The following is a 24,247-nucleotide window of genomic DNA, read 5'->3' as shown; positions in this document are numbered from 1 at the left end:
AATCGGCAGAGTTGCGACAGGCGCTGAGCCTGTCCCGGGAGGCTGCATGCGTAATAGGCCGATACGTTGGCGCGTGGTTGCGGATAGAATTCGTGCCTTGTTTTTTTTGTGGCTGTTTGTTGCGGCTGCGGGCGTGCTGGGACTCTGCGGCGGCGCTTGCAGCGCCTGGGCAGATGCCACCGGCGCTGTTGATTCCGGGCTGACAAAACGCCTTGACGCCGTGCTGGACGAAGCCGTTGCGCAAAAAAAAATAGTCGGCGCGGTTGTTGTCGCCGCCCGCAACGGTCAGGTGGTGTACCAGCGGGCCGTGGGCATGGCCGATCTTGAAAACGGCACGCCCATGAGCCTCGATACGCGTTTTCGTCTGGCCTCCATGAGCAAGCCCGTTGTTAGCGCTGCCGCGCTGGCCCTGATCGATAGGGGTATTCTGGGGCTGGACGACCCCGTTACCCGCTGGGTACCTTCCTTTACGCCCATGTTTGAGGGCAAGGCGGAGCAGACCATAACCGTGCGGCAGCTGCTGACGCATACGGCCGGGCTTTCTTACGGTTTTTTGGAGCCCCCGGACGGTCCCATGGCCCAGGCGGAGGTCTCCGACGGATTGGACAACCCACCGATTACGCTTGAGGAAAACGTCTGGCGGCTTGCGGGGGTGCCTCTGTATTACGAACCGGGCACCAGCTGGAAATACTCCCTGGCCATTGATGTGCTTGGCGAGGTTGTTTCCCGCGCGGGGGGCGACACTCTGCCTCTGGTTGTAAACAAGTTTGTCACCGGGCCACTGGGCATGGACTCCACGGGCTTTGTGGCCGACAAGCCGGACATGCTGGCTGCCGCCTATGTGTGGGACGACGGCAAACTTCGCCGCATGGCGGAGGCGGAGACTGTGTCCAACGGCGTATCGGCAACGCGTTATGCGCCCGGCCGGGCGCTGGACGCGCAGGCCTACCCGTCGGGCGGGGCAGGGCTGGTGGGAACAGCGGCGGACTACCTTAAATTTCTTGAAGCCATACGCAACAACGGCGGGTCCATCCTGATGCCGGAAACCGCCCAGTCCATGACCGCCGACCAGATTGGCCCGGTTTTTTCTCGCCGGATGGACAAAACAGCCGCTAAAACGACAGAGGTTGTCGCACCCGGCTGGGGTTTTGGCTTTGGAGCGGCTGTGCTGCTGCAGCCTGGCAAGGCGGAATACGCCGCCGGGCCCGGAACCTGGAGCTGGAGCGGCGCTTACGGGACCCACTTTTTTATGGACCGGGCAAACGGAATTTCATTTGTGGCGCTTACCAACACCACCCCCACGGGCATGGCCGGGCCGTTTGCAGTATCGCTGGCAAGGGCCGTGTACGGTCAGAAATAGCGAGCATCGTCGGGTCTGGCTGCCCAGCGCATGTCAGGCCTGAACTGCATGGCGGAAATACAGCCCCCCCGTGTCGCTGCCGTTGGCGCCACGGAGGGGCTTGACGTTTTATGGCTGCCGCATCCTTCAATGGCGCGGCCTGCCGCAGTCAAACTTACATCCGGTTGAGGGGCAGTTTTACGTACTGCATGCCGTTGACCGCCTTGCCAAACCGGCCAGTGCGCATGTTGGCCTGCAGCGAGGGCAAAATCAGCGGCGGCACCGCCTTGCCCGTATCGTCGGCACGGCGCTTTGCCACAAAATCCGCCTTGCTTATCTGCAGGTTGAGGCGCACGTTGCCTGCCTTTTGCTCGCCCACGGTGGCCATGCACAGCGGGCCGCGCACGCCCTCGGGCGGGTAATCGTGCCCCACGTAAATACGCGTGTTGTCGGGCAGGGCCAACAGCCTGCGCGAAGAATCATAGGAGTCATCCGCGCTGCCGCCAGGAAAATCGCACCTGCCGGAGCCCACGTCGGGCAGAAAAATGGCGTCGCCCACAAAGGCCGCGTTGCCCACAATATATGTCGTGTCCGCCGGGGTATGGCCGGGGGTGTGGATTATCTTGGCGGGCATGTCGGCAATGGTGAACTCCTCGTCGTTTTCAAATAGGTGGTCAAAGGCGGATCCGTCCGCCGGGGTGTCCTCCTGCGTCTGAAAAATGGGCGTCCAGGTGGCGATGATGTCCAGCATGTGTTTACTGATGGCTATCTTGCCGCCCATTTTTTCCTTGATGTAGCTGGCGGCAGTAATGTGGTCGGCATGGATGTGCGTTTCGAGTATCCATTCAACCACCAGATTATACTGGCGGACAAAGTCGATGACAGTATCGGCGGAAACCGTGGACGTGCGGCAGGCATGCAGGTCAAAATCCAGCACGCTGTCGATAATGGCGCAACGGCTCTGGGTGTCGGTGTCGGACCAGACCACATATGTCCAGGTGGCGGTTGCGGGGTCAAAAAACCCGCGCACGTTTGGTGCGGACATGGCGAACTCCTTTGCAAAAGACTGAAGAATGAAGTGCGGCGCTGTACGCAGGCGGGGCTACTGGCAGCTTGCGCCAGGGCTTTTGCCCGCGCCGATGGGGCAGGCGGCGCCTGCGCAGCCTTTTTTGTTGTTCCACGGGGCGCGTGCCAGCAGCAGGGCCAGCCCGCACCAGTTGGTCAGGCCCGAAAAAACCTGCCCGCAACCAACAAAGAGCGCACCGAGCAAAAATGCCGGATGCACCAAAAGGCCCAGCAAAACAAATGCCGCCGTGAGCGCGCCCGCTGCAAGGCGCACCTGCCTGTCGAGCGTGGGCGAGGTCTCGCCTGTTTTGGGCAGGGCCTGCCCCACGGTTGCAAAACCGGCTTCCTTGCAGGCGGCTATGCCGCCTTCGATAACGGTGACGTCTGCAAAACCGGCTTCGACAAATTTTGCTGCCGCAGTTTGCGCGCGTCTGCCGCTGGCGCAGAGGGTGTAAATGGGGGTAGTTTGCAAGGCTCCGCTGCGCAGGGCGACATCGCGCGGTTCAAGCTCCGTAACCGGAGCCAGAGCAGCAGGGCGGGCGAGGCGTTTTTCCGCAAATTCCATGGGCGTGCGCACATCGACCACAAGAGCCTGTGTTATGTCTTTTTGCAGCAGGGCCTGGGCGCTGATGCTTTTAACGGATGTCATCATTGGCCTCCTTGGGTGTTGGCCCCCGGTTGCATTGGAGGACGAACCCTGTTTTTTTGCCTTTGCCGCTGTATGTCTTTTGGTATCCTACACGAATGCAGAATATCCCAACATGGGCAAACTGCAAAGCACTGACGGCTGTGATAAAAAAGCGAACCAGCGTCTGCGGGCAACAAAGCTGCCGCAGCTCCTTATGTTTTGTTGGTTTGCTTTGTAATACCATATTGTTCTGGTCTGCTTTTGCGCTATGCAATTTACAGCGCATCCAACCATGTATGTAAGAATAATCACGGGGCAACGTCTGACAAGTACTGTCAGAGTGGTGGGGAAGAATGCGCTGCTGCAACGCCTGCAAGGCGGAGGCAATATGGATTAAAAGCCCGCCGTCAGGCGCGGGCTCGCGCCTCCGTGCAAATACCGCTACGGGGTTGGGACGGGGGCGGAGAGAAACTGTCCCAGGGTTGAAAACAGCAGGGGGAGGACGATGGGTTTTTCCAGAAAATCGTCCATGCCGGATTCAAAGGCAGTTTGTTTTTCGTCTGACAAGGCATTGGCCGACAGGGCCACAATGGGCGTGTCCATGTCAAAATCGCGTATGGCGCGCGTGGCCTCATATCCGTCCATGAGGGGCATGCGGATGTCCATCAGGATGATGTGGTAACGGGCGCTGCGGGCCATGGTTACGGCTTCGCGGCCATTGACCGCCAGGTCGCAGGTCATGCCCTCGCCTTCGAGCAGTTCTTTTAGAATTTGGCTGTTGATGGTGTTGTCTTCGCAGATCAGGACTGTTTTGCCTTTAAGCCCGTTGGTGTCGGTCTGTCGGTTTTTTTGCGCGTAATATTCTGTAATATCAATTTCATTTGCCTTTTTGTGCGGCAAAACAACCGTAAAGGTTGTTCCCTGGCCGGGAGCGGAGTTGCAGGCAATGCTTCCACCAAGAAGATCGACCAGCTTTTTCACAATCGCCAGACCAAGGCCGCTGCCCGAGCTTGGGGAAGAACTTTCTTGCGTAAATGGGGCGTACATCCTGGCCTGAAATTTTTTGCTGATTCCCGGTCCGTTGTCCGAGATGACGTGGGTGACTGAAAGATTGTCCCCCTCTTCGCCGCTGATGACAGTGCGCCATGTGATGGTGCCGCCGGGTTGGGTATATTTGACGGCGTTGTTCAACAGGTTGACGATGATCTGCTGAACCTTGCGCGTATCGATCTGAACATGGCAGTTTGTGGAAGCGCAGTTGAAGTGCGCGATGAAGTTTATTTTTTTGGCCTCTGCCTGCGGGCGTATTATCGCCTCGATATTTTTTGCGCTCTCCGCACCGGTGCAGATGGTCGGCCTGATATCAACCTTGCCCTTGGAGATTTTTTGCAGATCGAGAATATCCGAGAGGATGGCCAGAAGAAAATTGGAACAGGATTTGATGGTGGAAAACACCCTGATGAGGTCAGGGTCATGGTTTTTTTGCAACTCGAGGTCTGAAAAACCAATAATCGTGGTCAGCGGGGTGCGCATGTCGTGGCTCATGCGCAGCAGAAATTCCGACTTGGCGTGGTTGGCCTGCCGTTCATTTTCCAGAGCCGCCTTCAGCCGTGAATTCAGCTCAATAACGTCGTTGCGCAGCCGGACCTCGTTTGTAACGTCTTCAAAGCTGCCGACCAGGCCTACTATTTTGTCATTTTCCAGCAGCGGACTTTTGCTGGCAACAATATGGCGGTTTTCGCCCTTGCAAAAGCACATGCCGGGAACACGCGTGGTTGTTTCGCCCTGCAGAACCCGCAATTCGTCATTTTTGTAGGGGTCAGGGTCGCTGTGCCAGCCCATGTCTTCATCATTTTTGCCCCGCAAAACGTCTACTGAATCAAAGCCGTAATATTCCAGAAAAGCTTTGTTGACGCCGATAAAGCGCCTTTCCGCATCTTTCCAGAATATAGCCGCCTGCGTGGTGTCGAGAATTTTTTGCAGCAACAGCTGGTTTTGCCGGTTGTGCTCTTCGGTCTGTTTTTCACTGGAAATATCGACAAAGGCGATTTGCAAAAGCTTTTGCGGGATAATCCACGCAAGGCTGGCGCGAATCCAGCGGCATTGAGCCTCTGGCGGGCAGAGCCTGCACTCGAACGTATGCCCGTCGCCGCCGCCAATAAAGGCTGCCACGGTTTGTTCCACGGCGCTCGCGTCAGCATCATGGACATGCATGATCTTGCTTGTCTGAAGCAGATTGCCCGCATCGCGGCCCGACGTGGGGATCATGCTCAGGGCCTTGCTGTTGATGTATGAACAGCGCAGCCCGGTTGAGCCATGGGCGACTCGCATGCGGATAATGCCAATGGGGATATTGCCGAGAATGTCAGTAGATTTGTGTTCTGCAGCAGTAATCCACAGCGCGTACGCTTTTTCCTTGATCAACTGGCACTGGCAGTCAATAAACGTATTCAGTTCTTCACTGTATTCTGTCCATTCTTTTGCGCCATTATTAAAAATAAGGTTGTCTAGATGCTGTTTAATTTTAATAACATTATCAAGAGAATCAATATTACCATCTATTTTTAAAAAATTAAAAAATGCAGTGTTGTATGCTGTTACGGCATATGAGTCGTTTCCTGTGCATTGGATGAGGCAACAGGGGATATTTACAGAACCATTCCACGTTATAAATTGATTTATCAAATCGTTATTCATGGAAGTAGTTCCTTGCATGTTGCTACAATTATAAAAAAACTTTCTATTCCTTTTCATTTAAATATAAAAAGCAGATTGTGTAAATACAGGGCTGCCGTGCCCGCTAATTAATTTATATCTGGCTTGATTTATATGATTTTTTATGTGCACTGGTTGCTTGCGAGTCTTTGTGCGGGCTTGCCGCCACGCAGGCGGGCTGGGGCAGGGGCGGAAGCTGAAGCAGGTCAACACGTCAGGTGCCAGCGGGTGATGCGTAAAAAAGCAGCGGGCTCCCATGGCTGGGAATCCGCTGCTGTAACAATGCGCGTGTCCGGCGCACCTGCTGCGTCTGCCGGACGCTATTTTTTCAGGGCCAGAAAGTCGTGCTCGTCGGGGTCGTAGTATTTTATTTCGCCGGATTCGATGTGGTACAGCCAGCCGTGCACGTGCAGCTCGCCCGTGCCAACCTTTTCGCGCACGCATGGGTAGGTCATGAGGTTTTCAATCTGAAAAATGATGGAAAGCTTTTCGGTCAGGCGCAAAAGTTTTTCCTGTTCCTCATTTTTGCCCAGTGCGAGGGTTGCCAGTTCCTTGGCCTTTTTGCCCAGCGAAAGCCATTTTTGCGTGTGCACAAAGGCCTCGCCGTGGATGTTCTTGTACAGGGCCGCGATAGCGCCGCAATAGGTATGGCCGCAAATGATGATTTCTTCAACCCTGAGGGCTGTTACGGCGTATTCAATGCCAGCTGCCATGGCGTGATAGTCTTCGTCTGGCTTGTAGGGAGCTACAAAGTTGCCCACGTTGCGCAACACAAAAAGCTGTCCAGGCGGGGTGTTGGTGATAAGCGAGGGGATAACCCTGGAATCGGCGCAGCCTATATACAGCACCTTTGGGTGCTGGCCGCTGGAGACCAGCTCAAGCAGCTCTTCTTCATGCTTGCAAAAATAGTTTTTTTGAAAAAATTCGTTTCCCTGAAGCAAGCGTTCGACATTTTTCATCAAAAAACCTCAATAACCTTGATGGAGAGGGTGCGGCAGTGGCCGCAACAGGGCCGCCGGTAGGCAGTGCCGACCATGTTGAAAATGAAGTATGCAGAGGCACAGGCATGGATATGCTGCTAATAGGGGCGTCTGGGCAGGTGGGCCTGTTTGCAAACCACTTTTGCGCTGCCCCGTGATGCAGGGGGCGGCTGGTTTTGCACGAGGGTAGGGGCCGCTAATGTGTATGTTTGGCCTGGGCTGAGCCGTTGCCCTCTAAAAAGTGCCTAGGGTATCTTGCCCAAAAGGTCAAGAAGGCCCCAGTCCAGCCGTTTCTGGCTGATCGCCGTCGGGTCGTGCTGGTCTGGGGCCTGCAACAAGCGCTATTTTTGCGAAAGATCCTTGAGCTGTTCCGCCAGGTGCGAGAGCTCTGCAACGGTGTTGTGCAGTTCGTTGGTCAGCATGTGGGTGCTTTCCGCAACATGTTTCACGTCCACAATGGCCTGATTGATTTCTTCGCTCGTAGCCGATTGCTGCTCCGCCGCCGCAGCGATGGAGTGCACGCTGCTGCTTGCATTGCCGACTATTTCCACAATTTCGGTAAGCGCCGAACCGCTTTGGTAGGCCCTGTCGGTGGCGCGGCTGACGGTGTCGACCGTCTCGCGCATCTTTTGCATGTTGTTGCGCGCCACTGACTGGATGGCGGTGACGGCCTCGGCCACCTCCTTGGTGGCCAGCATGGTCTTTTCGGCCAGTTTGCGCACCTCGTCGGCCACAACGGCAAAGCCCCTGCCCGCATCGCCCGCGCGGGCCGCTTCAATGGCGGCATTGAGCGCCAGCAGGTTGGTCTGGTCGGCAATGTCTGAAATAACGCCCATTATCCTGCCAATACCCTCTGTGCGCGTTTCGAGCGACTCCATCTCCCTGAGCAGCTCGGAGGCGTGCGCATTTACCTCCGAAATTGCGGCAACGGCTTCATCGACAACCCCAGCGCCCGCCTGGGCCTTTTGCCGCGCCCCTTCGGTCTGGTCGGCTGCGGCTGCGGCGTTTTGCGCCACATCGTGCACAGTGGAGGTCATTTCCTCCATGGCGGTGGCGGTTTCTTGCGCCCGGCTGTTTTGCGCATCAGCCCCCTCGGCGACTTTTTCAAAGCGGTCGGTCAAGAGCGCCGAGGCGTCGGCCAGACGGCTGGAGGCCTGCGCAATGGCCGAGTTGACCTCGCGCATGTGGCTCATGGCTACTTCAACTTCACGCTCTTTGAGCACCAGGCTGGTAACGTCGCGGGCAATTTCCACATAACCTACCTTGTTGCCCTGACCGTCGCGCAGCACATCGCTGACCGGCTGGATAAAGTGGGGGCTTTCCGCCGAACCGATGTCGATGATGCCCGCCAGCACCGACGAACCACTGCACTTTGACTGCGCAATGGGGCAGTCGTCTGTCTGACACACGGGCGTGTTGAACTGGTCGTGGCAAAACTGCCCCTTCAGCTTGCTGATGTCCTGCTTGAGCAGCTTTTCTGTGGCAGTGTTGGCGATGATGATGCGGTAATCGTCGTCCACGCCAAAAATGGGGTCAGGTACGGCATCCAGCAGGTTTTTGTAGCCCTGCACCTCTGAGAGCATGCTCTCTATCTTGTCGAGCAGGCGGTTAAACCAGGCGGCCAGCGTGCCGATTTCGTCGTTCGAGGCATACTGCAGGCGGTGGGCCAGCACGGCGCGGTCTTCGGCAATCTCCTGGATTGTCTGGCGCATGCTCTGCACAGGCCGCAATACCGTAACGCTGAGCACAAAAACTGTCATGACAAGCGGCACCACCAGCAGGGTAAGAAAGGCGGCGGCAATGATAATGCCCGCGCGGCTCATTATGCCCTGCTGCTCGGTCAGGTCGGTACTGAAAACAAGGATGCCGATCTGCTTGTCCTGATAATCGGTAACGGGCATGCCCGAAAGCAGCGAAGAGCCGACAATCCGGGTTGTGACGCCCTTGCGGCTGGCGTCCAGAAAGGCCTTGGTCGTCAGCCTTTCGGCCTTGCCTTCTTTTGTGCCGCTCACAAGTACGTACGATTCGGCGACAATGGGGTATTTGTCTTTATCCTGCAGGCCGGTGGCAAACTTCAGATGTTCGGCGTTCATGTAGAGCAGTGCGGTCTGCCCCGCGCCGGAATTGAGGCCGTCAAGCACATGGGTAAAACTGACCAGCACTTCCACCGAGCCCAGACGGTTGCCAGCCAGCCCGGTAACCGGGGCCAGACCACGGATTTCAAAACCGCCGCTGCCTATCTCCACCCCGCTCAGCGCCTTGCCGTTTTTGTTTACGTCGAGCACCGTGGGGCGAAAGGATGTAAGATCGTCCGAGATATCAACCCACTTGCCGCCCTTTTTTGTCTGCTTGTCGCGCCACAGGCGCGCAAAACTGCGCGCGGGGGGCAGATGGTAGTGTATCTGGGGTTTTTCGCCGATGACAGCTGTAAAGCCGTCAATCATAGGGGCCAGCGAAGTCCGCAACATTTCGCGGCCCTTTTGCGAGGCCGCACTGTTTTCGTCATCTATGTTGCCCGCCAGAGCGGTTTTGTAAGCGGCTTCCACCTCGGGCAATCTGCTCACCAGTGCAGCCATGCGCATGGCCTGCTCGCTGCACAGCTCAATGGCCTGCTGCATCTGCGAGGCGCGGGCCTCCACGAGGTTCTGTATGTTTGTATCGTTAAGCTGCTCAAATTGCTTTTGAATTATAAAATAGCAGCTAATGCCTATGGCAAGAGTGATGGCGGCGATAGGCGTGCATACTTTGGCGCGTAATTGCATAAAAACTCCATATGCAATAGTTTGATTGCTTTATCGGCAGGTTTAAAGAAATTATTATGGTTCTGACCTGCTGAACGGCAATGATGAAGCATGGATGTTGCCATTTTGGTAGAGTTTTAGGCAACATATAGAAACTTTCCACAACAAGAATGTTGTCTACAATAACATATTGGTGTAAAAAAACAAGTTTCTAGATGGCAATGCCCAGGGGTGAGAATTTATTCTCAAGCGACTTGCACAATGAATAGAGTATTTTAACTGTTGAAATCAGCAGAATGGAGCTCAACGCGCAGTGTGTTTGATTGTTCAGCCAGCCGTGGTTGGGCGTCGGTTGCGGGCGCTGTTGCGCCAGCTATGGGCAAGGCGTGGCGGGCAGCAAGGCGCGTGCGCGCACCAGATTTTGCCTTTTACAGCTGCATGCCGTATTGGTTGGAGCAGGGCGGCGCGTGCCGCCACGTGAGCACATAAATTTCCGCGCTGCGGCTCCCATGCCGCAGCGCTACTGTTTGCAGCTTTGACCCCGCGTTTTAGCGCCAAGGAGCGTATGAATCCATTTACCGTTGATACAAGCCTGTGCCGCAAGGATGGTATTTGCGCCAGGGTTTGCCCAATTCAGATTATTGACGCCAAGGTGGGCGAATTCCCCTCCATGTCGGCGCACAAGGCCCGCGTGTGCATTGGCTGCGGCCAGTGCATGGCCTTTTGCCCGGCCAATGCCTGTTCTGCGCCAGGCATGCGCGCGCAAGACAACCAGCCTTTGCGGCGGCAGCTCATGCCGAGCGCCGAACAGGTCGAAGAACTCGTTTTTTCACGCCGCTCGGTCCGCACGTTCAAGGACAAATCCGTGCCGCGCGACCTGCTGACGCGCATTCTTGACGTGGCCCGCTTTGCGCCTACGGCAAAAAATTCGCAGCAGCTGCGCTGGGTGGTGCTTGAATCTCGTGAAAAGACGGCAAAACTGGCGGCGCTGGTAATCGACTGGATGCGCAAACTGCCGCAAGTGGATCCGGAAACTGCCCGAGCCGCGCATGCCGAGAGCCTGGTGCGCACCTGGGAAGCCGGCTACGACGTCATATGCCGCAATGCCCCGCAGCTGGCGCTGATTGTTGCCCCCAAGGGGCACTGGGCCCCGGCCGACGCAGCCATTGCGGCTGCCTATCTTGAGCTGGTGGCCCATGCTCACCATGTGGGCTGTTGTTGGGGCGGCTATGTCACCTTTGCGCTGGGGCATCCCGAGGCGCACGACCTGCATGCCTTTGCGGGCCTGCAGGCGCACGAGCAGGTCTACGCGGTGCAGATGATGGGCTTTCCCCTGCTTGCGCCTCACTTCAGGCCGCCGCGCAAGGCTCTGGATGTGAGCTGGCTGTAGGCGCAACGGCAACCGTATGCACAGACGGCAGCCCGGGTTGATGCCTGGGCTGCCGTCTTGTCGTCTGGCCTTTTTGCGCTGACCATACGGCCAACAGGGGCGGCTACTGCTTGCGCCGCCTTTTGGTGATGCTTTCGCCGCCGATGCCCCAGTTGTCCGTGGCAACTTCTTCAATAATAACAACTGTGGTGGCGGGGTTTTTGTTCAGCACCCGCTGTAAAAGCTCCGTAGCGCCCTTGATGAGTTCTTCTTTCTGCTCTGCGGTGGGGGCTTCGGCCCCGCCGGTGACCTTGATATTGATAAAAGGCATGGTTTGCTCCGCAAGTTATGACTCGGTGGGCGCTTTTTCCATTACAACCTTGATATCCGCCGGTTTGCCAAAAAAAGGCCAGCTCGTGACCAGCACGTCAACACCGGTTGCCGCAAACTGGGCGGCGTTGTCGCCGTTAATGCCGCCCGCCGCCAGTATAACAATGTCTTCACGCACAGAGCGTAGCGCGCCGACGGTTTCGGCCAGCGTCTCATAGGCGAATTTTTCGCACTGCACAATATCGATGCCTGCTTCTGCCACAAGCAGCGCCTGCTCGAGCGAATCGACCTCGGCACTGATTTTATGCTCGGGCGCTCGTGCGCGCAGTTTGTCCATCATGGCCGCCAGGCTGCGCAGCGAGGTCTGCGCCGTACCCGGCAAAAAAACCCTGTGTTGCTCAAAGACAAGGATGCTGTCCGAGAGGTTCTGGCGATGAACCGTTGCGCCGCCGTTCATGGCGGCCTCAAGGCAGATGGTCTTTGCGCCGGGAAAGTTCTTGCGCGTAACGGCGACGCGTACGTCGGGGTTTACAGAGCAGGCCTGGTCGACCATGCGGGCGCTGCGGGTGGCGATGCCGGTCATGTATTCCATAAGGGTCTGGCCGAGCTTCCAGCAGCGGTGCAGATTTGCGGCCTTGCCCCTGGCCTCGATGCATTGCTGCCCGGCCTGCAACCTGTCGCCATTGGCGGCGGTGCGGCTGACGTCAAGGCCCCCCCTGCGCATGAGCAACTCCGCCTGCTCAACGCCGCTGATCACGCAATCCGCCTTGGGGGCAAGCCGCATGACGCCCTCCGACGCACCGATGCCAAGCAGTTCGACAGTAAGGTCAAGGCCGGGGCAGTCGTCTGCCAGCAGTGTGTCCAGCCAGCTGTCGGGACAGTGAAAGTGCATGCCGCGCTCCTGATAAATGTCGGGGCAGGTTTGGCACTGACGCGCAAAAGCCCCTCAGTGCCGCGTGCCCTAAAACGATCGTTTTTGACACCATTCAATGCCAAGGTACAGCAAAAGACTGATGATCGCCAGTACGGCGCAGAGCATGGCCGCCCGTTGAAATTCGCCGGTGGAGACGGCGTTGAAAACTTCAAGTGAGAGTGTATTGGTGCGCCCGGCAATGTTGCCGCCCAGCATCAGGCTGATGCCCACCTCGCCCATGGCCCGCGTGATGCCCAGCAGCAGGCCCGCGCCCAGCCCGTGGCGGATAAGCGGAAGCGTCACAAGAAAAAAGCAGCTGCGTGGCGATGCGCCGCAGACGCGCGCCGCCTGCTCAAAGCGCAAAAGCTCGGGGTTGACCAGGGCCGTCTGTACGGGCTTGACGACCAGGGGCAGCCCTGCCAGCCATGCGGCCAGGATGATGCCCCCCTGCGAAAAAACAAGGCTGACGCCAAAGGTCTGCTGCAGGGCCATGCCGCCCCAGCCGTTGCGGCCAAAGAACATGAGCAGCAAAAAACCCATGGCCATGGGCGGAAAAACCAGCGGCAGGGTGATGACAAAATTGACCACCCGCCGCAGACAGGGATTTTTGGCCATGCCCAGACGGGCAAGGGGTATGGCCGTAAGGGCATGCAGGGCAAGGCAGGCGGCGCAGACCCGCAGGGTCAGCAGCACGGAAAAGCTGACTTCAGGCGCGCACAGGGCGCGCCACAGCTCATTTAGCGGCATGGGCCGGGCGCAGGCCGTTGCCCGCAAGAATGCGCTGGGCTTCGGGCGTTGTTAAAAACTGCAAAAAAGCCCGCACATCGGCGTTGTTTTCCTGCCCGGCCACAACGCCCGCCACCAGCAGCAGCGGCGTGTAGCCCTCGTGCACTTCCATCCAGCCGCCGACGCCGTCGCCCTGCTTGCGGGCCACGGCCTCATTGACAAAAGCGGCGTCAAGATCGCCCGAAACAAGGTATGAAAACACCTGCGGAACGGTTGAAAGCATGGAGAGCTTGTCCTTGAGCGGTTCCAGAAGATTGTTTCCCTTCATGAAAGCCACTGCCGCCCGGCCATAGATGGCCGCCTTGGCGTCCGGATAGCCGATTTTGGCAAATTCCGGCTTGCTGAGATCCTGCGGCGAGGCAAGGTGCAGGCCCTTGCGCCAGGCCAGTACGAGCACGGCTTCGCCAAGGGGGTGAAATTCGGCAAAAGGCAGACCGGATTCCTGCAGCGAAGCTTTTTCAGAAACAATAATGCTGACGCCGCTGCCAGCCCTGGCCTGTTCAATGATCTGCCCGATGTTGCCGCTGTACATCTCGGTAGGGTGCGTGCCCGTCTGCTGCGCGTAGGCCGCGCACAGCTGCTGCACCATGGGCTTGTAGCCCAGCCCCGTGGTGATCGAAGGCCCGCCAGCGCAGGCCGCCTGAGCAAAAAACAGACTGAACGCGGCCAGCGCGACCAACAGGCAAAACCGGTCATGCACGGTAAGAGGCTTCATGCTGGGCTCCTGACAGACTAAGGGGTGAGTAGGGCAACAGGCCCACCTGGCGGGCCTTGCCCAGTGTGACGTCAACCTCGCCCTGGGCCTCTAGACGGCCATGCTGCAACAGCAGCATGCTGTCGCCAAGGGCCAGGGCTTCTTCGGGCGAGTGGGTAACATAGAGCACCGGCACATGCCATTGGCGGGGTATACGCGCAATGTAGGTCGTAAGCCCCTCCTTGAGGTTCATGTCCAGCGACGACAGCGGCTCGTCCATGAGCACCAGGCGGGGCCTGCAGAGCAGGGCGCGCCCAATGGCGACGCGCTGCTTTTCGCCGCCCGAGAGGTGCGCGGGGCGGCGGTGCAAAAGGGGGCCTATGTCGAGCAGGTCGGCGACATCGTCAACGCCCGGCGCGGCATCAAGGCGCGGCTCGGCGTTAAAACGCATGCCAAAACGCAGATTGTCGCGTACGGAGAGGTGCGGAAACAGACGGGCATCCTGAAAGACGTAGCCAAGGCGTCTTTTTTCCGGCGGCAGGTTGATGCCCTGTTCGGCATCAAAGCAGGTCGCGCCGTGGCAGGCGATATGGCCCGCATCGGGAGTTTCAAGCCCGGCAATGCAGTTGATGAGGCTTGTTTTGCCAGATCCGGAAGGGCCAAAAATAACGGCAATGCCGCACTCGGTCAGGTGAAAACCCAGCCGCAGCTCAAAATTGCCGTGCTTTTGTCTGATGTTTACTTCAAGCATGCCCCGGTCCTGACTACGCAACAGCGGTTCTGCAGGCCGCATCACGCGGCGGCAGCGTCAAGCTCTACCTGTTTGAGAGCATACGGGGCGCACTGGTATGTATCAATGAATACACGGTTTACGCAAAAAGCGTGATGTGGCAGACGCAAGACCGCAAGGGGACGGGGCCGTTGCAGGCGGCAACGGCTGCGAATGGGCGAAAACGGGGAAAATGCGGAGATACGGGGGCAGGGAGGGCTGCAGGCCCACGGGCGCTTACGCGCCCATGCCCGCGTTACGTTCGATAAGTTTTACCGCTCTGGCGATCTGGCGGCCAAGGCTGGTTTCTTTTGAAAGCTCGCGTTCCACGCTGGTAATACCCTTGATAACCGTGGAATGGCGGCGGTTGAACTTGCCGCCGATTTCCTCAAGAGTGAGTTCTGTGTGCTTGCGCGCCAGATAGTACACTGTGTTGCGGCCCAGCACGCACTCCTTGCGACGCGAGCGCGAGTTGAGCTGGCGCTCGTCGAGGCCGTAACTCTCGCATACAAGGCGCACAATGGTCTGCAGGTCCGGGCCGCACGAAATCTCGGTGTACTGGCTGAGCACTTCCATGGCCAGATCAAGGTTAAGTCCGCAATTGAGCAGACGCGCCTTGAAAATAAGGCTGTTCAGGCACGATTCCATCTGGCGCACGTCTCCGTCCAGGCGGCAGGCCAGCAGCTCGCACACCGAGTCGGGCAGCAAAACCTGAAAGCTCCTGGCCTTGCGCTCAAGAATGTGGCGGCGCATGTCCTCGTTGGGACGGCCAATGTCGGTGAGGATACCGGAACAAAAATGCGAAACCAGCTGGCTGTCCACCCGTTGCAGTTCGCGCGGCGAAAATGACGAGGTAAAGATGACCCTGCCGCCCTTGGCCTGCAGATTTTTGACAACGGCCAGAGCCATGTCCTGCATTTTTTCCTTGCCCTGCAAAAAGTGCACGTCTTCAAGCAGCAGCACGTCAAGGTCACGGAAGCGGGTCTTGAAATTTTCAATGTCGTGGCTGCGCAAGGCGGCCACAAAGCGCGTGGCAAAGTCCTCTGCTGTCAGGTAGCCCACGCGCGCTCCGCTGCGTTCTTCGGCAATGGCGCGGCCCACAGCCTGGGCCAGATGGGTCTTGCCCAGACCCGGAGCGGAATTCATAAAGAGGGTACGCACGCAGCCGCTGCTGCGGCTTACGTCCTGGGCGGCCGCAACGGCCATATTGTTGCTGGGGCCAACAACAAAGTCGGCAAAAGAATAACGCCAGTTGGTGGCCAGCCGGTAGGCCGGGGCGCTGCTGATGGGCAGCGTGCCCTGCACCTGCACGCGGGCAGGGGCAGTGAGCGCTGTTGTTTCTTGCTGGCTGGCGGACGCGCCGCCGTTTGCCGTGAGGCCCGAAAAAGCCGAACTCAGCACTGAAGAAGCGTGCGCCAGCGAAGCGGTCTCGTCGTGGCCCATGCTGTCGTCGGCGGTGCGCACCGCGCTGGAAAATTGGGGCTGCATGCCGTATTGCCCAGGTGAACCCTGGGCGTTTGCGTTTGCCTGGGCCTGTACGGCGTCGGCGGCGAAAGTGATGCGCACGTCAACAGAGGCGGGGGCAAGCCCCAAGACCGGGGCTGCGGCTTCGCGCAGGGTGGGGAGCATCTTGCCTTCAAGCCAGCTGGCCACAAAGGCATTGGGCGCGGTGAGCAGAAGCCCCCCAGCGTGCACTTGTGCCTGCAGGGGTGCAATCCAGACCTTGAAAACGCCGGAATGTAGCATTTTCTTGAGATTTTCAGAAATTTCTGACCATTGTTCGCGCATGCCGCCTTATAGCCCAAAATAAGATTTTGGGGCAATTGAGGATTACGAGCTGTTTAAGGCAGGGAGCCAATTTCTTATCCCCAAGCCAATTTGTGCCTAATATGCTTGAATATCGAATTTTTTTGAGTATGCGGCTTGCAGCCCCCTAGGGGGATATCCTTAGGCTGCAAGGCTTTTTTGCCTTCATGTCATATTTTCCACAATGCCAAAAAAAGTTTTCAACAAAAAGAATTTTAATTTACTCAATTTTCCTCATTTATTCTTTGTTTTTTAATATAGGTATGCCAAAGCATGCGCACTGCACGGTCAGGCAGATTGTCAAGAGGGAAAAAGAAATTTTCGACCCTGTCTGCGGGTCGCGTCAGCTGTCATTAGTGAACATGATTCTCAAAACATGCTGAATTTAAAGAAAATCCAGAAAGTTCCAAGCAGCTGTGCAGACAGCGTAAATGGGGCGGACGGGCATTGCGTTGCCTCTTGGGGGCGCGGCCTGACCGGACTATGGATTTTGAGAGGGCTTGGCTATAGTCGGTCCATTCTGTCTGACTCGGAGGCTCTCTATCGGGCTGGTCTGCTGTGGAACGTTTGCAGTTTAGCTTGCGCGTTGGCGGGCAAGCCCTGTTTTATGTATTACGCCGGGGGCGTCGCGACAGGCCCGCAACGCAAAAACCCCGGCCAAAGGCCGGGGTTTTTGTTCGTGCTGGACGCAGTGCAAGATAACTGTGTTTTACAACAAGGCAATCACGCCCACACGCTTGCGCATCCCCTGGCAGGGATGCACTGCTGCTTTTGTCTGGCGCAGGATCAGGCTGCGGCTAGAAGCCGTAGCGCAGGCCGAGCATGAATTCGTTGTTATAGGGGCGGTTGCCCACGTCGTACTTGTTGCCGCCAGAGGTGACGCTCACATCGTTGTAGCCAAGGCTCACAAAGCGGTAGCCCGCGTCGATGGCGAAGTGGTCGTTGATGTTAAAGGCAACACCGGCGCCCGCGTTCCAGGCAAAGTTGGTGACGCGTTCGTCGCCGGAGAACTTGTTGCCGGCATTGTCGGTAAAGTCATAGCCAGCGTAGTTGAAGGCCATGCCAAGACCGGCGCCCACGTACGGGGTCATGATGGAATCGTTGTGGAAGTCCCAGAACAGGTTGGCAAACAGGGTCGAGCTGTTCCAGGTGCCTTTGACCTGATTGACGAGGGCTCCGCCGTCGCTCCAGGTTTTTTCGTTGTTGCCGCGCATGGCGAATTCAAGTTCGGCACGCAGGGGCAGCATCTGTTGGGGCCAGAAGTCGTAACCCAGGGCCAGAGCGCCACCAAGGGTGAACTGGCTGTACTGGTCTACGCCCGACCCGGCCAGAGCGCGGGAGCGTTCAATTTGGCCAGAGTTTTGAAAGCTCATCAAAAATTTGGGGGCCAGATACATACCGTTGCCCTCGGCAGCGGCAATGTTGGGCAGTGCCAAGCTCAGCACCAGCGCCAACGCAAGAATAAAGCGTTTCATGACAGTCCTCCTAGGTACTTTCCTTCAAAAAATGAAGGCAGCTTTAAAGTTGAAACAATCATTAGAAAATGTCAATATTTTTTCTATATTGCAAGTACCTGTAATGTATATTTGATGCAGTCTTGCTGCATGACGTTTGTGTTACTTCTGTTGTGTCGGGCAAGGCTGGACGTTGTGCCCTTTAAAAAGAAAACCCGGCTGTCTGGATAAAACAGCCGGGCAAGGTCCTTTTCGGTATTGCAACCGTCAGGCGTAATGGAGAATTACAGCTGGCAGACCAGGGGCAACTCTGTTTTTAGAACGTGTAACCAACTGAAAGCATATATATATTTGCGGAAACATCCTTGGAGTTGCCACCGGTGATGCCTGCAGAACCAGAGATACCGGCAGCGTCGGTTGTGCCGTAGTCAAGCGAGTTGATCCACAGGTGGGCGTAGGCAAGGTCAACGGTCCAGTTGTCCCAATTAAAGCCAGTACCAAGGCTCAGCATCTGGCGGCCGTTGGTGGGGATCATGAAGTCGGCGTGCCGTTCGTTGACAACCGGGGTCTCATAGGCAAAACCCGCGCGCAGGGCCCACCAGTCAAGGGGCTTGTATTCCACGCTGGCGTTAAAGTTCCAGCCGTCGCGCCATTCCTTGTTGTTGATGGAGCTGTAGCCGTTGTCCATATAGATGTTCAGGGCGTTGTAGGTCGACCAGCGGGTCCACACCGCACCCAGTTCAAAGCTCAGGTTGTCCAGCGGCTTGTAGGCAACGCCCAGCGCGGCGGAGTCGGGCAGCTGCAGCACCGTGTTGGCTGAACAGTCAACGGCCTGGGGCAAATGCAGCGTGCGGGCGGCCAGGTTTCCGCCATTGTTGGCAAACTCCACATCGCCGTTGATGTTCATGGTCACCTGGCTCTTGTACGAGAGGCCCACCGACCATTGGTCGTTGAGGCGCATGTGCAGGCCGAGGTGGGCGCCGTAGCCCCATCCGTTGCCCTCAAGCTGCATGTCGTTGTAAAAAGGGCTGCCGGGGTTGGAAGGAGGAACAGTATAGATTTTATTGCCCATGTACATGTGGGCGTTCATGGCTTCCACGCCCACAGAAGCGGAAAATGTATCGTTGAATTTGATGGCCAGCGTGGGCACAAAGGAGATGGTCTGCACGCCGATATCATAGACATTGGACTTGCCCGCCCAGTCGCCTGCATAACTGTTGCCCAGGCCGAAGCGCGAAAAAACGCCCAGACCGATCCAGGCGTTGTCGCTCAGCTGATGGCTGGCATAGGCGTGCGGGGCATTCCAGAGCGCGGGCTTGGTATAGGTGTCGGTTTCGCGGCCGCCAGACTGGGTGGTGATGCCGCCTGCGGGGCTGATCAGGGCAAAGCCGCCCATCAGGTGCGTGCCGGGTAGCTGGGTAATGCCTGCTGCGTTATAGGCAATGGCGGAAACGTCATCGGCACGGCCAACCATGCCGCCAGCCAGGGAAAGGCCTCTGGCGCTCCATTCGTTGAGAGCAAAACCTTCACCCCAGGCCACGGGAGCGCAGCACGCCACAAGGGCCAGCGCCAGCCATACAGCACGAAAAACCTTCATCAAATCCTCCCTAAGCTGCAAAAAAAGCGCACGACAGCCCATCCGGCATGCTTTCCTGCTGGAATAGTTGCGTGCCACGCGGACAGGCGCGGCTGTTGGGCCGCCCTCGGCAACAGTAATGGGCTGTCACAACATATTTATTGGATCAAGGTCAAGAAAAAGTCTCAGGTGTTTCGAAGCCTTTTGCGCCAGGGCAAAAAAATACAGCGAGCGGATAGCTTGCCATTCCTGCCCTTTTACCAGGCATGTAAATCGTTTACGTCCTCTAAGGAGGGCAAGCGGCGCAGGGGCCGGGCCCAGCAGCTGCACGCCCAGTTCCGTAGCCTTGCCCCGCAGGGCGTGCGCCAGATCGCCCAGCGCGGCGGGCCCTGCCTGCTCGGTGATACCGTATGAAATGCGGATAAGCGCCAGACGCACAAAGGGCGGGTAGCGGCGCAGCTTGCGGCGCGCAAGCTCGGCCTGATAAAAGCCCTCATAGTCGGCGGTGCGCACATACTGCCAGCAGTAGTGGCTGACGTCGCGCGTCTGGATGAGCACGCGGCCGGGTTTTTCACCCCGGCCCGCCCGCCCGGCGGACTGCACAAGCAGCTGAAAGGTACGCTCCGCTGCCCTGTAGTCGGGCAGGTTGAGGCCAAGGTCGGCGTCGGCGATCACCGCAAGGGTCACAAGCGGAAAGTGATGTCCCTTGGAGAGCATTTGCGTGCCCACAAGGATGGGGGCCTCCTGACGCGAAAACGCTGCGAGGATTTCTTCCATCCTGCCGGGGCGTCGGGTGCTGTCCCGATCGAGCCGCAGCACCTGGCCGCCCGCCAGCACGCTCAGCCGCTCGGCCAGCCGTTCAGTCCCCTCGCCCATGGGCAAAAAATTCATGCCGCCGCATTCCGGGCATGGCGAGGGAAAGGGCCGGCTGTAGCCGCAGTAATGGCAGACGAGTTTTTCCAGCCCCTTGTGGTAGGTGAGGCCGATTTCGCAATGGGGGCAACGCAGGGTGCGGTTGCAGTCGAGGCAGTACATCAATGGGGCGTAGCCGCGCCTGTTGAGCAGCACCACGGCCTGCTCGCCGCGCGAGATGGTTTCGCGCAGGGCTTCCTCGCTCTGGGGGGCCAGCAGGCCGTCCATACTGGTTGCGGCGGGCGAAAGGGAGCTTATGTCCACAAGTTCCACCGGGGGCAGATCTCGCCCTCCCACGCGGCGCGGCAGCCGCAGCATGGGCAGATGGCCGTTTTCGGCGGCGTAGAATGTTTTGAGGTCGGGCGTTGCGGAGCCCAGCACCAGCAGGCCCCTGGTCTGGGCGATTCTGAACCAGGCTACTTCCTTGGCCTGGTAGGCCAGACTTTCATCCTGCTTGAAAGACCCGTCGTGCTCTTCGTCGAGCACAATGCACGCCAGATGCGGCACAGGCAAAAAAAGGGCGGAACGCGTACCCACAACAACGCAGGGCGTGCCGGTTTGGGCCAGCTGTCTAAATGTGGCCTCGCGGCGTGCGGGCGACTGGTAGCCGTGGTAAAAAAAGAGCGGGGCGTCTGGCAGGGCGCATGTGGCATCGCGGCGCAGCTTATGGGCCAGCGCCACCTCAGGGGCCAGCAGCAGTATGCTTTTGCCCGCCGCCAGGCAGGCCTTGGCCAGCTCAAGATACACAGCGGTCTTGCCGCTGCCGGTCACGCCAAACAGCAGGCGCGAGGCTGCCTCGTCGGTTTGCAGGGCCTGCAGCATGCTCTCAAGCGCGGCCGCCTGGTCGTCGTTGAGCGTAAACGGCGGGGGGGGCGGCGGCAGCAGGCTTTGCTCGGTCGCGTCGATGCTGTCGTCGTCCAGCCCGTTGTCGCGGCAAAGATTGACATGCCCTGCCTCCAGCAGCGCGTGCAGAGCCGGAGCGACAGCCTGACCCAGCGTCTGCGCAAGCCGCCTGCGGCTGACGCTGCCGTGCTGGTGCAGATACTCCAGAATTTCAATCTGCCGTTTGGCCGAGGGCCGCACCGGCCAGGGGGGATCGACCTGCAGCAGGCAAAATTCCTGACTGGCGGCGTCTGTTCCCGGCGGCAGCAGGCGGGCTTGCCCGTCGCACAGGGCCTGGGCCAGTTCCTGACGTTGCGCTGGCGTGGCCTCGCGGATGCGGGCCAGCGTCCATGCCGTGGCCTGACCGGCCTTGATGCTGCGCAGCCGCGCCCGGGCCAGCCGCAGCCCCTGCGGCAGTACGTGCCCCAGAATATGACCGGGATGCAGGCCCTGACGCCGGGCCAGATCTTCGGCCAGCTCCAGCAGCCCCAGTGAGAGCAGGGGGGCGTTTTCCAGCGGCCAGCCAAGTTCTTTGCAGTCAACGCCTTCGGGGATGTCGGCTGTGGGGCTAAGGCGCAGCAGCACGGCCGCTCGCAGGGCGGCGCGTTCGCCCCTGCCCAGCGGCACGGCCACGCGCAGGCCCGGCTGCCAGAAGTCAGCGGGAAATTCGGACGGCAGCAGATAGGTAAGACTGGCGTAAGGCGGGGTGAGCAGGGCGACTGTGGCGTACATATGGGGCAGAGTTACGCAATACGGCCCCAATGGCAAGCCTCCTCCGGCGAACCGGAGGAGGCTTTGGGGATCTGGTTATGCTCGGCTGGCTCTAGTGAAACTGCACAAAGTTTTTGAGCAGCTTCAGCAGATCGTAGCGCAGTTCTTCATCCTGCAGTGCAAAGTAGATGTTGGCGGTGAGAAACTCGGCCCAGTCGCCCGCGTCAAAGCGCATGCCGGACATGCGCACGGCCATCATGCCCTTTTCCTGGGCCATGGCCTGAAGGGCGTCGGTGAGCTGTATTTCGCCGCCGTGCCCCGGTTCGACTTTTTCAAGGTAGTCAAAAATGTCGGGCGTAAGCACATAGCGGCCAACAATGGCCATGCGCGAGGGGGCGTCCTCGCGGGCGGGTTTTTCCACCATGCTTTTAACGCGGAACACGCCGGGGGTCACCTCGTCGCCGTCGATGATGCCGTAACGGCTGACCTTCTCCCACGGCACTTCCATAACGCCGATGACCGGCATTTTTTCCGCCATGGCCACTTCAATAAGCTGGCCGATGCCGGGCGCGCCGCCAAACATGAGGTCGTCGCCCACCATGATGGCAAAGGGATCGTCGCGCACCAGCTCACGGGCGCACAGCACCGCATGCCCAAGGCCCAGCTGGCGTTTTTGGCGCACGGACATGATGTTGACCATCTCGGCCACCTTGCGCACCTCGGCCAGCTTGTCCAGCTTGCCGGCGCGTTCAAGCACGCCCTCAAGCTGGAGGTTGTAGTCAAAGTGGTCTTCGATGACGGTCTTGTCGCGGTTGGTGACAAAGATCACGTCTTCGATATTGGCGCGCTGGGCCTCTTCAACCACGTACTGAATGACGGGCTTGTTGTAGATGGGCAGCATTTCCTTGGGAATATTCTTGGTCGCAGGCAAGGAGCGGGTTCCCCAACCGGCCACGGGAATAACAACTTTACGAATATTCTTCATGCATACCTCCAAAGGGGGAGACAAATCAATTTGGACTGGCGTCAAGCCGTTGCACGCACTAAACGGGCTACGTCAATTCTGCAACATGCCCGCCTGTCAAGATATCCGGTGTCGCCAGGGCATCCTTGGGACAAAATCAGCGCAACTCTCGTTCTACCACAACAGCGAGGTCCTCGGCAAAGGTTTTGACTTTGTCGGGGTTTTCGCCCTCTACCATGACGCGGCAGAGGGATTCTGTGCCAGAGTATCGCAGCAGCACCCTGCCGCGACCGGCCAGCTCCACCTCGACCTTGGCGACGGCTTCGCCAATGGCGGGGCGCTCTTCAAAGGGCAGCCGTTTTTCCACACGCACGTTGATGAGCTTTTGCGGAAAGGGTTGGAGCCTGCCTGCCAGCTCAGAGAGGGGTTTGTCCTTTTCGCGCATGATGCGCAGTATCTGCAGGGCAGCCAGCAGCCCGTCGCCGGTGGTGCTGTACTTGTGGAAAATAAGGTGCCCCGACTGCTCGCCGCCCAGCATTGCACCTTCGCGCCGCATGGCTTCCATGACGTAGCGGTCGCCCACCTTGGTGCGCAGCAGCGAACCGCCGTGATCTTTCATAAAAATTTCCAGGGCCATATTGCTCATGGCCGTGGCCACCAGCAGGTTGCCCGGCAACTCGCCCCGGGCCATCATGGCCTGAGCGCACATGGCCATGAGCTGGTCGCCGTCGATGATGTTGCCATGCTCGTCCACCACGATGAGTCGGTCGGCGTCGCCGTCCAGCGCCAGGCCCACGTCGGCCCGCACCTCGCGCACCTTGGCCGCCACCAGCTCGGGGTAGAGCGAGCCGCAGTGCTCGTTGATGTTGGTTCCGTCGGGGGTGGTGCCGATGCGAAACACCTCGGCGCCGAGCTCTTCAAGGGCCAGAGGGGCAACCTTGTAGCTGGCCCCGTTGGCGCAGTCAACCACGATGCGCAGCCCCGAGAGCGTCAGCTGCGTGGGGAAGCAGCTTTTGGTGTAGACGATGTAGCGGCCCCCGGCGTCTTCAATCTTGATGGCGCGGCCCACGCCGCGCGCTTCGGGGTAAGGCCACTTGAAGTCGGCATCAAGCACCATGGCGGAGATTTCGTCTTCCGTCATGTCGGGCAGCTTGTACCCCTCGGCGTCAAAAAATTTTATGCCGTTGTCATGAAAGGGGTTGTGCGAGGCGGAGATAACCACGCCAAGGTCAGCCCGCATGCTGCGGGTCAGAAAGGATATGGCCGGTGTGGGCAGGGGGCCGGTCGTGATGACGTGCATGCCTGCGGCGCACAGGCCAGCGGTAAGCGCTGATTCAAACATGTAGCCCGAAAGGCGCGTATCCTTGCCGATAACCACCTTGTGCTGGTGGTCGCCGCGCCGAAAGCGCACGCCCGCCGCCAGACCAAGCCGCAGGGCCACATCCACGGTCATGGGGGCGGTATTGACCGTGCCGCGCAGCCCGTCTGTGCCAAAAAGACGCTCAGCCATGAAATCTCCTTGCCTGAGTATGCGTTCACGCTGCGCTTTCACGCTTGCATCAAGGTGCCGGGGCAGCGCTTTGTTTTTGTGCCGCAGTAATCGCCACAGGGCG

18 protein-coding genes are annotated in these 24,247 nt (G+C 58.6%); 2 read left to right on the top strand and 16 right to left on the bottom strand.

Annotated features, from left to right (window positions below):
• Nucleotides 1-46 precede the first annotated feature (46 nt).
• Nucleotides 47-1,360, top strand: coding sequence for a serine hydrolase domain-containing protein (locus DDIC_RS09435; RefSeq protein ID WP_136400204.1), 1,314 nt, complete (start codon nt 47-49; stop codon nt 1,358-1,360).
• A 154-nt stretch (nt 1,361-1,514) separates the two neighbouring features.
• Here the strand turns inward: DDIC_RS09435 and DDIC_RS09430 are convergent, their stop codons facing one another.
• The 5 genes from DDIC_RS09430 to DDIC_RS09410 all read right to left on the bottom strand — a co-directional run bounded on the left by DDIC_RS09430 (nt 1,515) and on the right by DDIC_RS09410 (nt 9,489).
• Complete coding sequence (locus DDIC_RS09430) at nt 1,515-2,384, bottom strand: MBL fold metallo-hydrolase (RefSeq protein WP_136400203.1); 870 nt, start codon at nt 2,382-2,384, stop codon at nt 1,515-1,517.
• Between the two features lie 57 nt (nt 2,385-2,441).
• Nucleotides 2,442-3,056 carry a rhodanese-like domain-containing protein gene (locus tag DDIC_RS09425; RefSeq protein ID WP_136400202.1) on the bottom strand — a complete coding sequence of 205 codons (615 nt, stop codon included), beginning with the start codon at nt 3,054-3,056 and terminating at the stop codon, nt 2,442-2,444.
• A 417-nt stretch (nt 3,057-3,473) separates the two neighbouring features.
• Nucleotides 3,474-5,456: an ATP-binding response regulator gene (locus DDIC_RS09420; protein ID WP_168732521.1), complete on the bottom strand. Its 1,983-nt coding sequence runs from the start codon at nt 5,454-5,456 to the stop codon at nt 3,474-3,476.
• A 611-nt stretch (nt 5,457-6,067) separates the two neighbouring features.
• On the bottom strand, nt 6,068-6,706 hold the full coding sequence (locus tag DDIC_RS09415) for a carbonic anhydrase (RefSeq protein ID WP_136400200.1): 639 nt from the start codon (nt 6,704-6,706) through the stop codon (nt 6,068-6,070).
• A gap of 362 nt (nt 6,707-7,068) precedes the next feature.
• The gene (locus DDIC_RS09410) at nt 7,069-9,489 is read right to left on the bottom strand and encodes a methyl-accepting chemotaxis protein (protein WP_136400199.1); all 2,421 of its coding nucleotides are present in this window, start codon (nt 9,487-9,489) and stop codon (nt 7,069-7,071) included.
• 544 nt (nt 9,490-10,033) lie between these two features.
• Here DDIC_RS09410 and DDIC_RS09405 point away from each other — a divergent pair.
• The gene (locus DDIC_RS09405; RefSeq protein WP_136400198.1) at nt 10,034-10,858 is read left to right on the top strand and encodes a nitroreductase family protein; all 825 of its coding nucleotides are present in this window, start codon (nt 10,034-10,036) and stop codon (nt 10,856-10,858) included.
• Nucleotides 10,859-10,961: 103 nt separating this feature from the next.
• Here the strand turns inward: DDIC_RS09405 and DDIC_RS09400 are convergent, their stop codons facing one another.
• The 11 genes from DDIC_RS09400 to glmM all read right to left on the bottom strand — a co-directional run bounded on the left by DDIC_RS09400 (nt 10,962) and on the right by glmM (nt 24,144).
• The gene (locus DDIC_RS09400; protein ID WP_136400197.1) at nt 10,962-11,168 is read right to left on the bottom strand and encodes a 2-hydroxymuconate tautomerase family protein; all 207 of its coding nucleotides are present in this window, start codon (nt 11,166-11,168) and stop codon (nt 10,962-10,964) included.
• A gap of 15 nt (nt 11,169-11,183) precedes the next feature.
• Nucleotides 11,184-12,059, bottom strand: a complete 876-nt coding sequence (gene modD / locus DDIC_RS09395) for a ModD protein (protein ID WP_136400196.1) — start codon at nt 12,057-12,059, stop codon at nt 11,184-11,186.
• A 69-nt stretch (nt 12,060-12,128) separates the two neighbouring features.
• Nucleotides 12,129-12,827, bottom strand: coding sequence for a molybdate ABC transporter permease subunit (locus DDIC_RS09390; protein WP_136400195.1), 699 nt, complete (start codon nt 12,825-12,827; stop codon nt 12,129-12,131).
• The gene (modA, locus tag DDIC_RS09385; RefSeq protein ID WP_136400194.1) at nt 12,814-13,581 is read right to left on the bottom strand and encodes a molybdate ABC transporter substrate-binding protein; all 768 of its coding nucleotides are present in this window, start codon (nt 13,579-13,581) and stop codon (nt 12,814-12,816) included. The genes DDIC_RS09390 and modA overlap by 14 nt, the downstream gene beginning before the upstream one ends.
• Complete coding sequence (locus tag DDIC_RS09380; protein ID WP_136400193.1) at nt 13,559-14,311, bottom strand: molybdenum ABC transporter ATP-binding protein; 753 nt, start codon at nt 14,309-14,311, stop codon at nt 13,559-13,561. The genes modA and DDIC_RS09380 overlap by 23 nt, the downstream gene beginning before the upstream one ends.
• 255 nt (nt 14,312-14,566) lie before the next feature.
• Entirely contained in the window at nt 14,567-16,117 is a 1,551-nt protein-coding gene (locus DDIC_RS09375) for a DnaA ATPase domain-containing protein (RefSeq protein ID WP_136400192.1), read from the bottom strand.
• Nucleotides 16,118-16,932: 815 nt separating this feature from the next.
• Nucleotides 16,933-17,610, bottom strand: a complete 678-nt coding sequence (locus tag DDIC_RS09370) for an outer membrane protein (protein WP_136400191.1) — start codon at nt 17,608-17,610, stop codon at nt 16,933-16,935.
• 295 nt (nt 17,611-17,905) lie between these two features.
• Complete coding sequence (locus tag DDIC_RS09365) at nt 17,906-19,186, bottom strand: OmpP1/FadL family transporter (protein ID WP_136400190.1); 1,281 nt, start codon at nt 19,184-19,186, stop codon at nt 17,906-17,908.
• Nucleotides 19,187-19,312: 126 nt separating this feature from the next.
• A complete protein-coding gene (priA, locus tag DDIC_RS09360) occupies nt 19,313-21,691 on the bottom strand; it encodes a replication restart helicase PriA (RefSeq protein ID WP_136400189.1) in 2,379 nt (792 codons plus the stop codon).
• A 91-nt stretch (nt 21,692-21,782) separates the two neighbouring features.
• On the bottom strand, nt 21,783-22,655 hold the full coding sequence (gene galU / locus DDIC_RS09355; RefSeq protein ID WP_136400188.1) for a UTP--glucose-1-phosphate uridylyltransferase GalU: 873 nt from the start codon (nt 22,653-22,655) through the stop codon (nt 21,783-21,785).
• Nucleotides 22,656-22,791: 136 nt separating this feature from the next.
• The gene (glmM, locus tag DDIC_RS09350) at nt 22,792-24,144 is read right to left on the bottom strand and encodes a phosphoglucosamine mutase (RefSeq protein ID WP_136400187.1); all 1,353 of its coding nucleotides are present in this window, start codon (nt 24,142-24,144) and stop codon (nt 22,792-22,794) included.
• Nucleotides 24,145-24,247: the final 103 nt, after the last annotated feature.

The organism is Desulfovibrio desulfuricans, assembly GCF_004801255.1.
GTDB lineage: Bacteria > Desulfobacterota > Desulfovibrionia > Desulfovibrionales > Desulfovibrionaceae > Desulfovibrio > Desulfovibrio desulfuricans_C.
This window is presented reverse-complemented; position numbering and strand designations above follow the sequence as displayed.

Excerpts from the sequence above, each read along its gene's own strand:
- DDIC_RS09375 (WP_136400192.1), bottom strand. The coding sequence starts at position 16,117 with ATGCGCGAACAATGGTCAGAAATTTCTGAAAATCTCAAGAAAATGCTA.
- DDIC_RS09405 (WP_136400198.1), top strand. The coding sequence starts at position 10,034 with ATGAATCCATTTACCGTTGATACAAGCCTGTGCCGCAAGGATGGTATT.
- DDIC_RS09380 (WP_136400193.1), bottom strand. The coding sequence starts at position 14,311 with ATGCTTGAAGTAAACATCAGACAAAAGCACGGCAATTTTGAGCTGCGG.
- DDIC_RS09400 (WP_136400197.1), bottom strand. The coding sequence starts at position 11,168 with ATGCCTTTTATCAATATCAAGGTCACCGGCGGGGCCGAAGCCCCCACC.
- galU (WP_136400188.1), bottom strand. The coding sequence starts at position 22,655 with ATGAAGAATATTCGTAAAGTTGTTATTCCCGTGGCCGGTTGGGGAACC.
- DDIC_RS09430 (WP_136400203.1), bottom strand. The coding sequence starts at position 2,384 with ATGTCCGCACCAAACGTGCGCGGGTTTTTTGACCCCGCAACCGCCACC.
- DDIC_RS09370 (WP_136400191.1), bottom strand. The coding sequence starts at position 17,610 with ATGAAACGCTTTATTCTTGCGTTGGCGCTGGTGCTGAGCTTGGCACTG.
- priA (WP_136400189.1), bottom strand. The coding sequence starts at position 21,691 with ATGTACGCCACAGTCGCCCTGCTCACCCCGCCTTACGCCAGTCTTACC.
- modD (WP_136400196.1), bottom strand. The coding sequence starts at position 12,059 with ATGCACTTTCACTGTCCCGACAGCTGGCTGGACACACTGCTGGCAGAC.
- DDIC_RS09390 (WP_136400195.1), bottom strand. The coding sequence starts at position 12,827 with ATGCCGCTAAATGAGCTGTGGCGCGCCCTGTGCGCGCCTGAAGTCAGC.
- glmM (WP_136400187.1), bottom strand. The coding sequence starts at position 24,144 with ATGGCTGAGCGTCTTTTTGGCACAGACGGGCTGCGCGGCACGGTCAAT.
- DDIC_RS09365 (WP_136400190.1), bottom strand. The coding sequence starts at position 19,186 with ATGAAGGTTTTTCGTGCTGTATGGCTGGCGCTGGCCCTTGTGGCGTGC.
- DDIC_RS09435 (WP_136400204.1), top strand. The coding sequence starts at position 47 with ATGCGTAATAGGCCGATACGTTGGCGCGTGGTTGCGGATAGAATTCGT.
- DDIC_RS09425 (WP_136400202.1), bottom strand. The coding sequence starts at position 3,056 with ATGATGACATCCGTTAAAAGCATCAGCGCCCAGGCCCTGCTGCAAAAA.
- modA (WP_136400194.1), bottom strand. The coding sequence starts at position 13,581 with ATGAAGCCTCTTACCGTGCATGACCGGTTTTGCCTGTTGGTCGCGCTG.
- DDIC_RS09410 (WP_136400199.1), bottom strand. The coding sequence starts at position 9,489 with ATGCAATTACGCGCCAAAGTATGCACGCCTATCGCCGCCATCACTCTT.
- DDIC_RS09415 (WP_136400200.1), bottom strand. The coding sequence starts at position 6,706 with ATGAAAAATGTCGAACGCTTGCTTCAGGGAAACGAATTTTTTCAAAAA.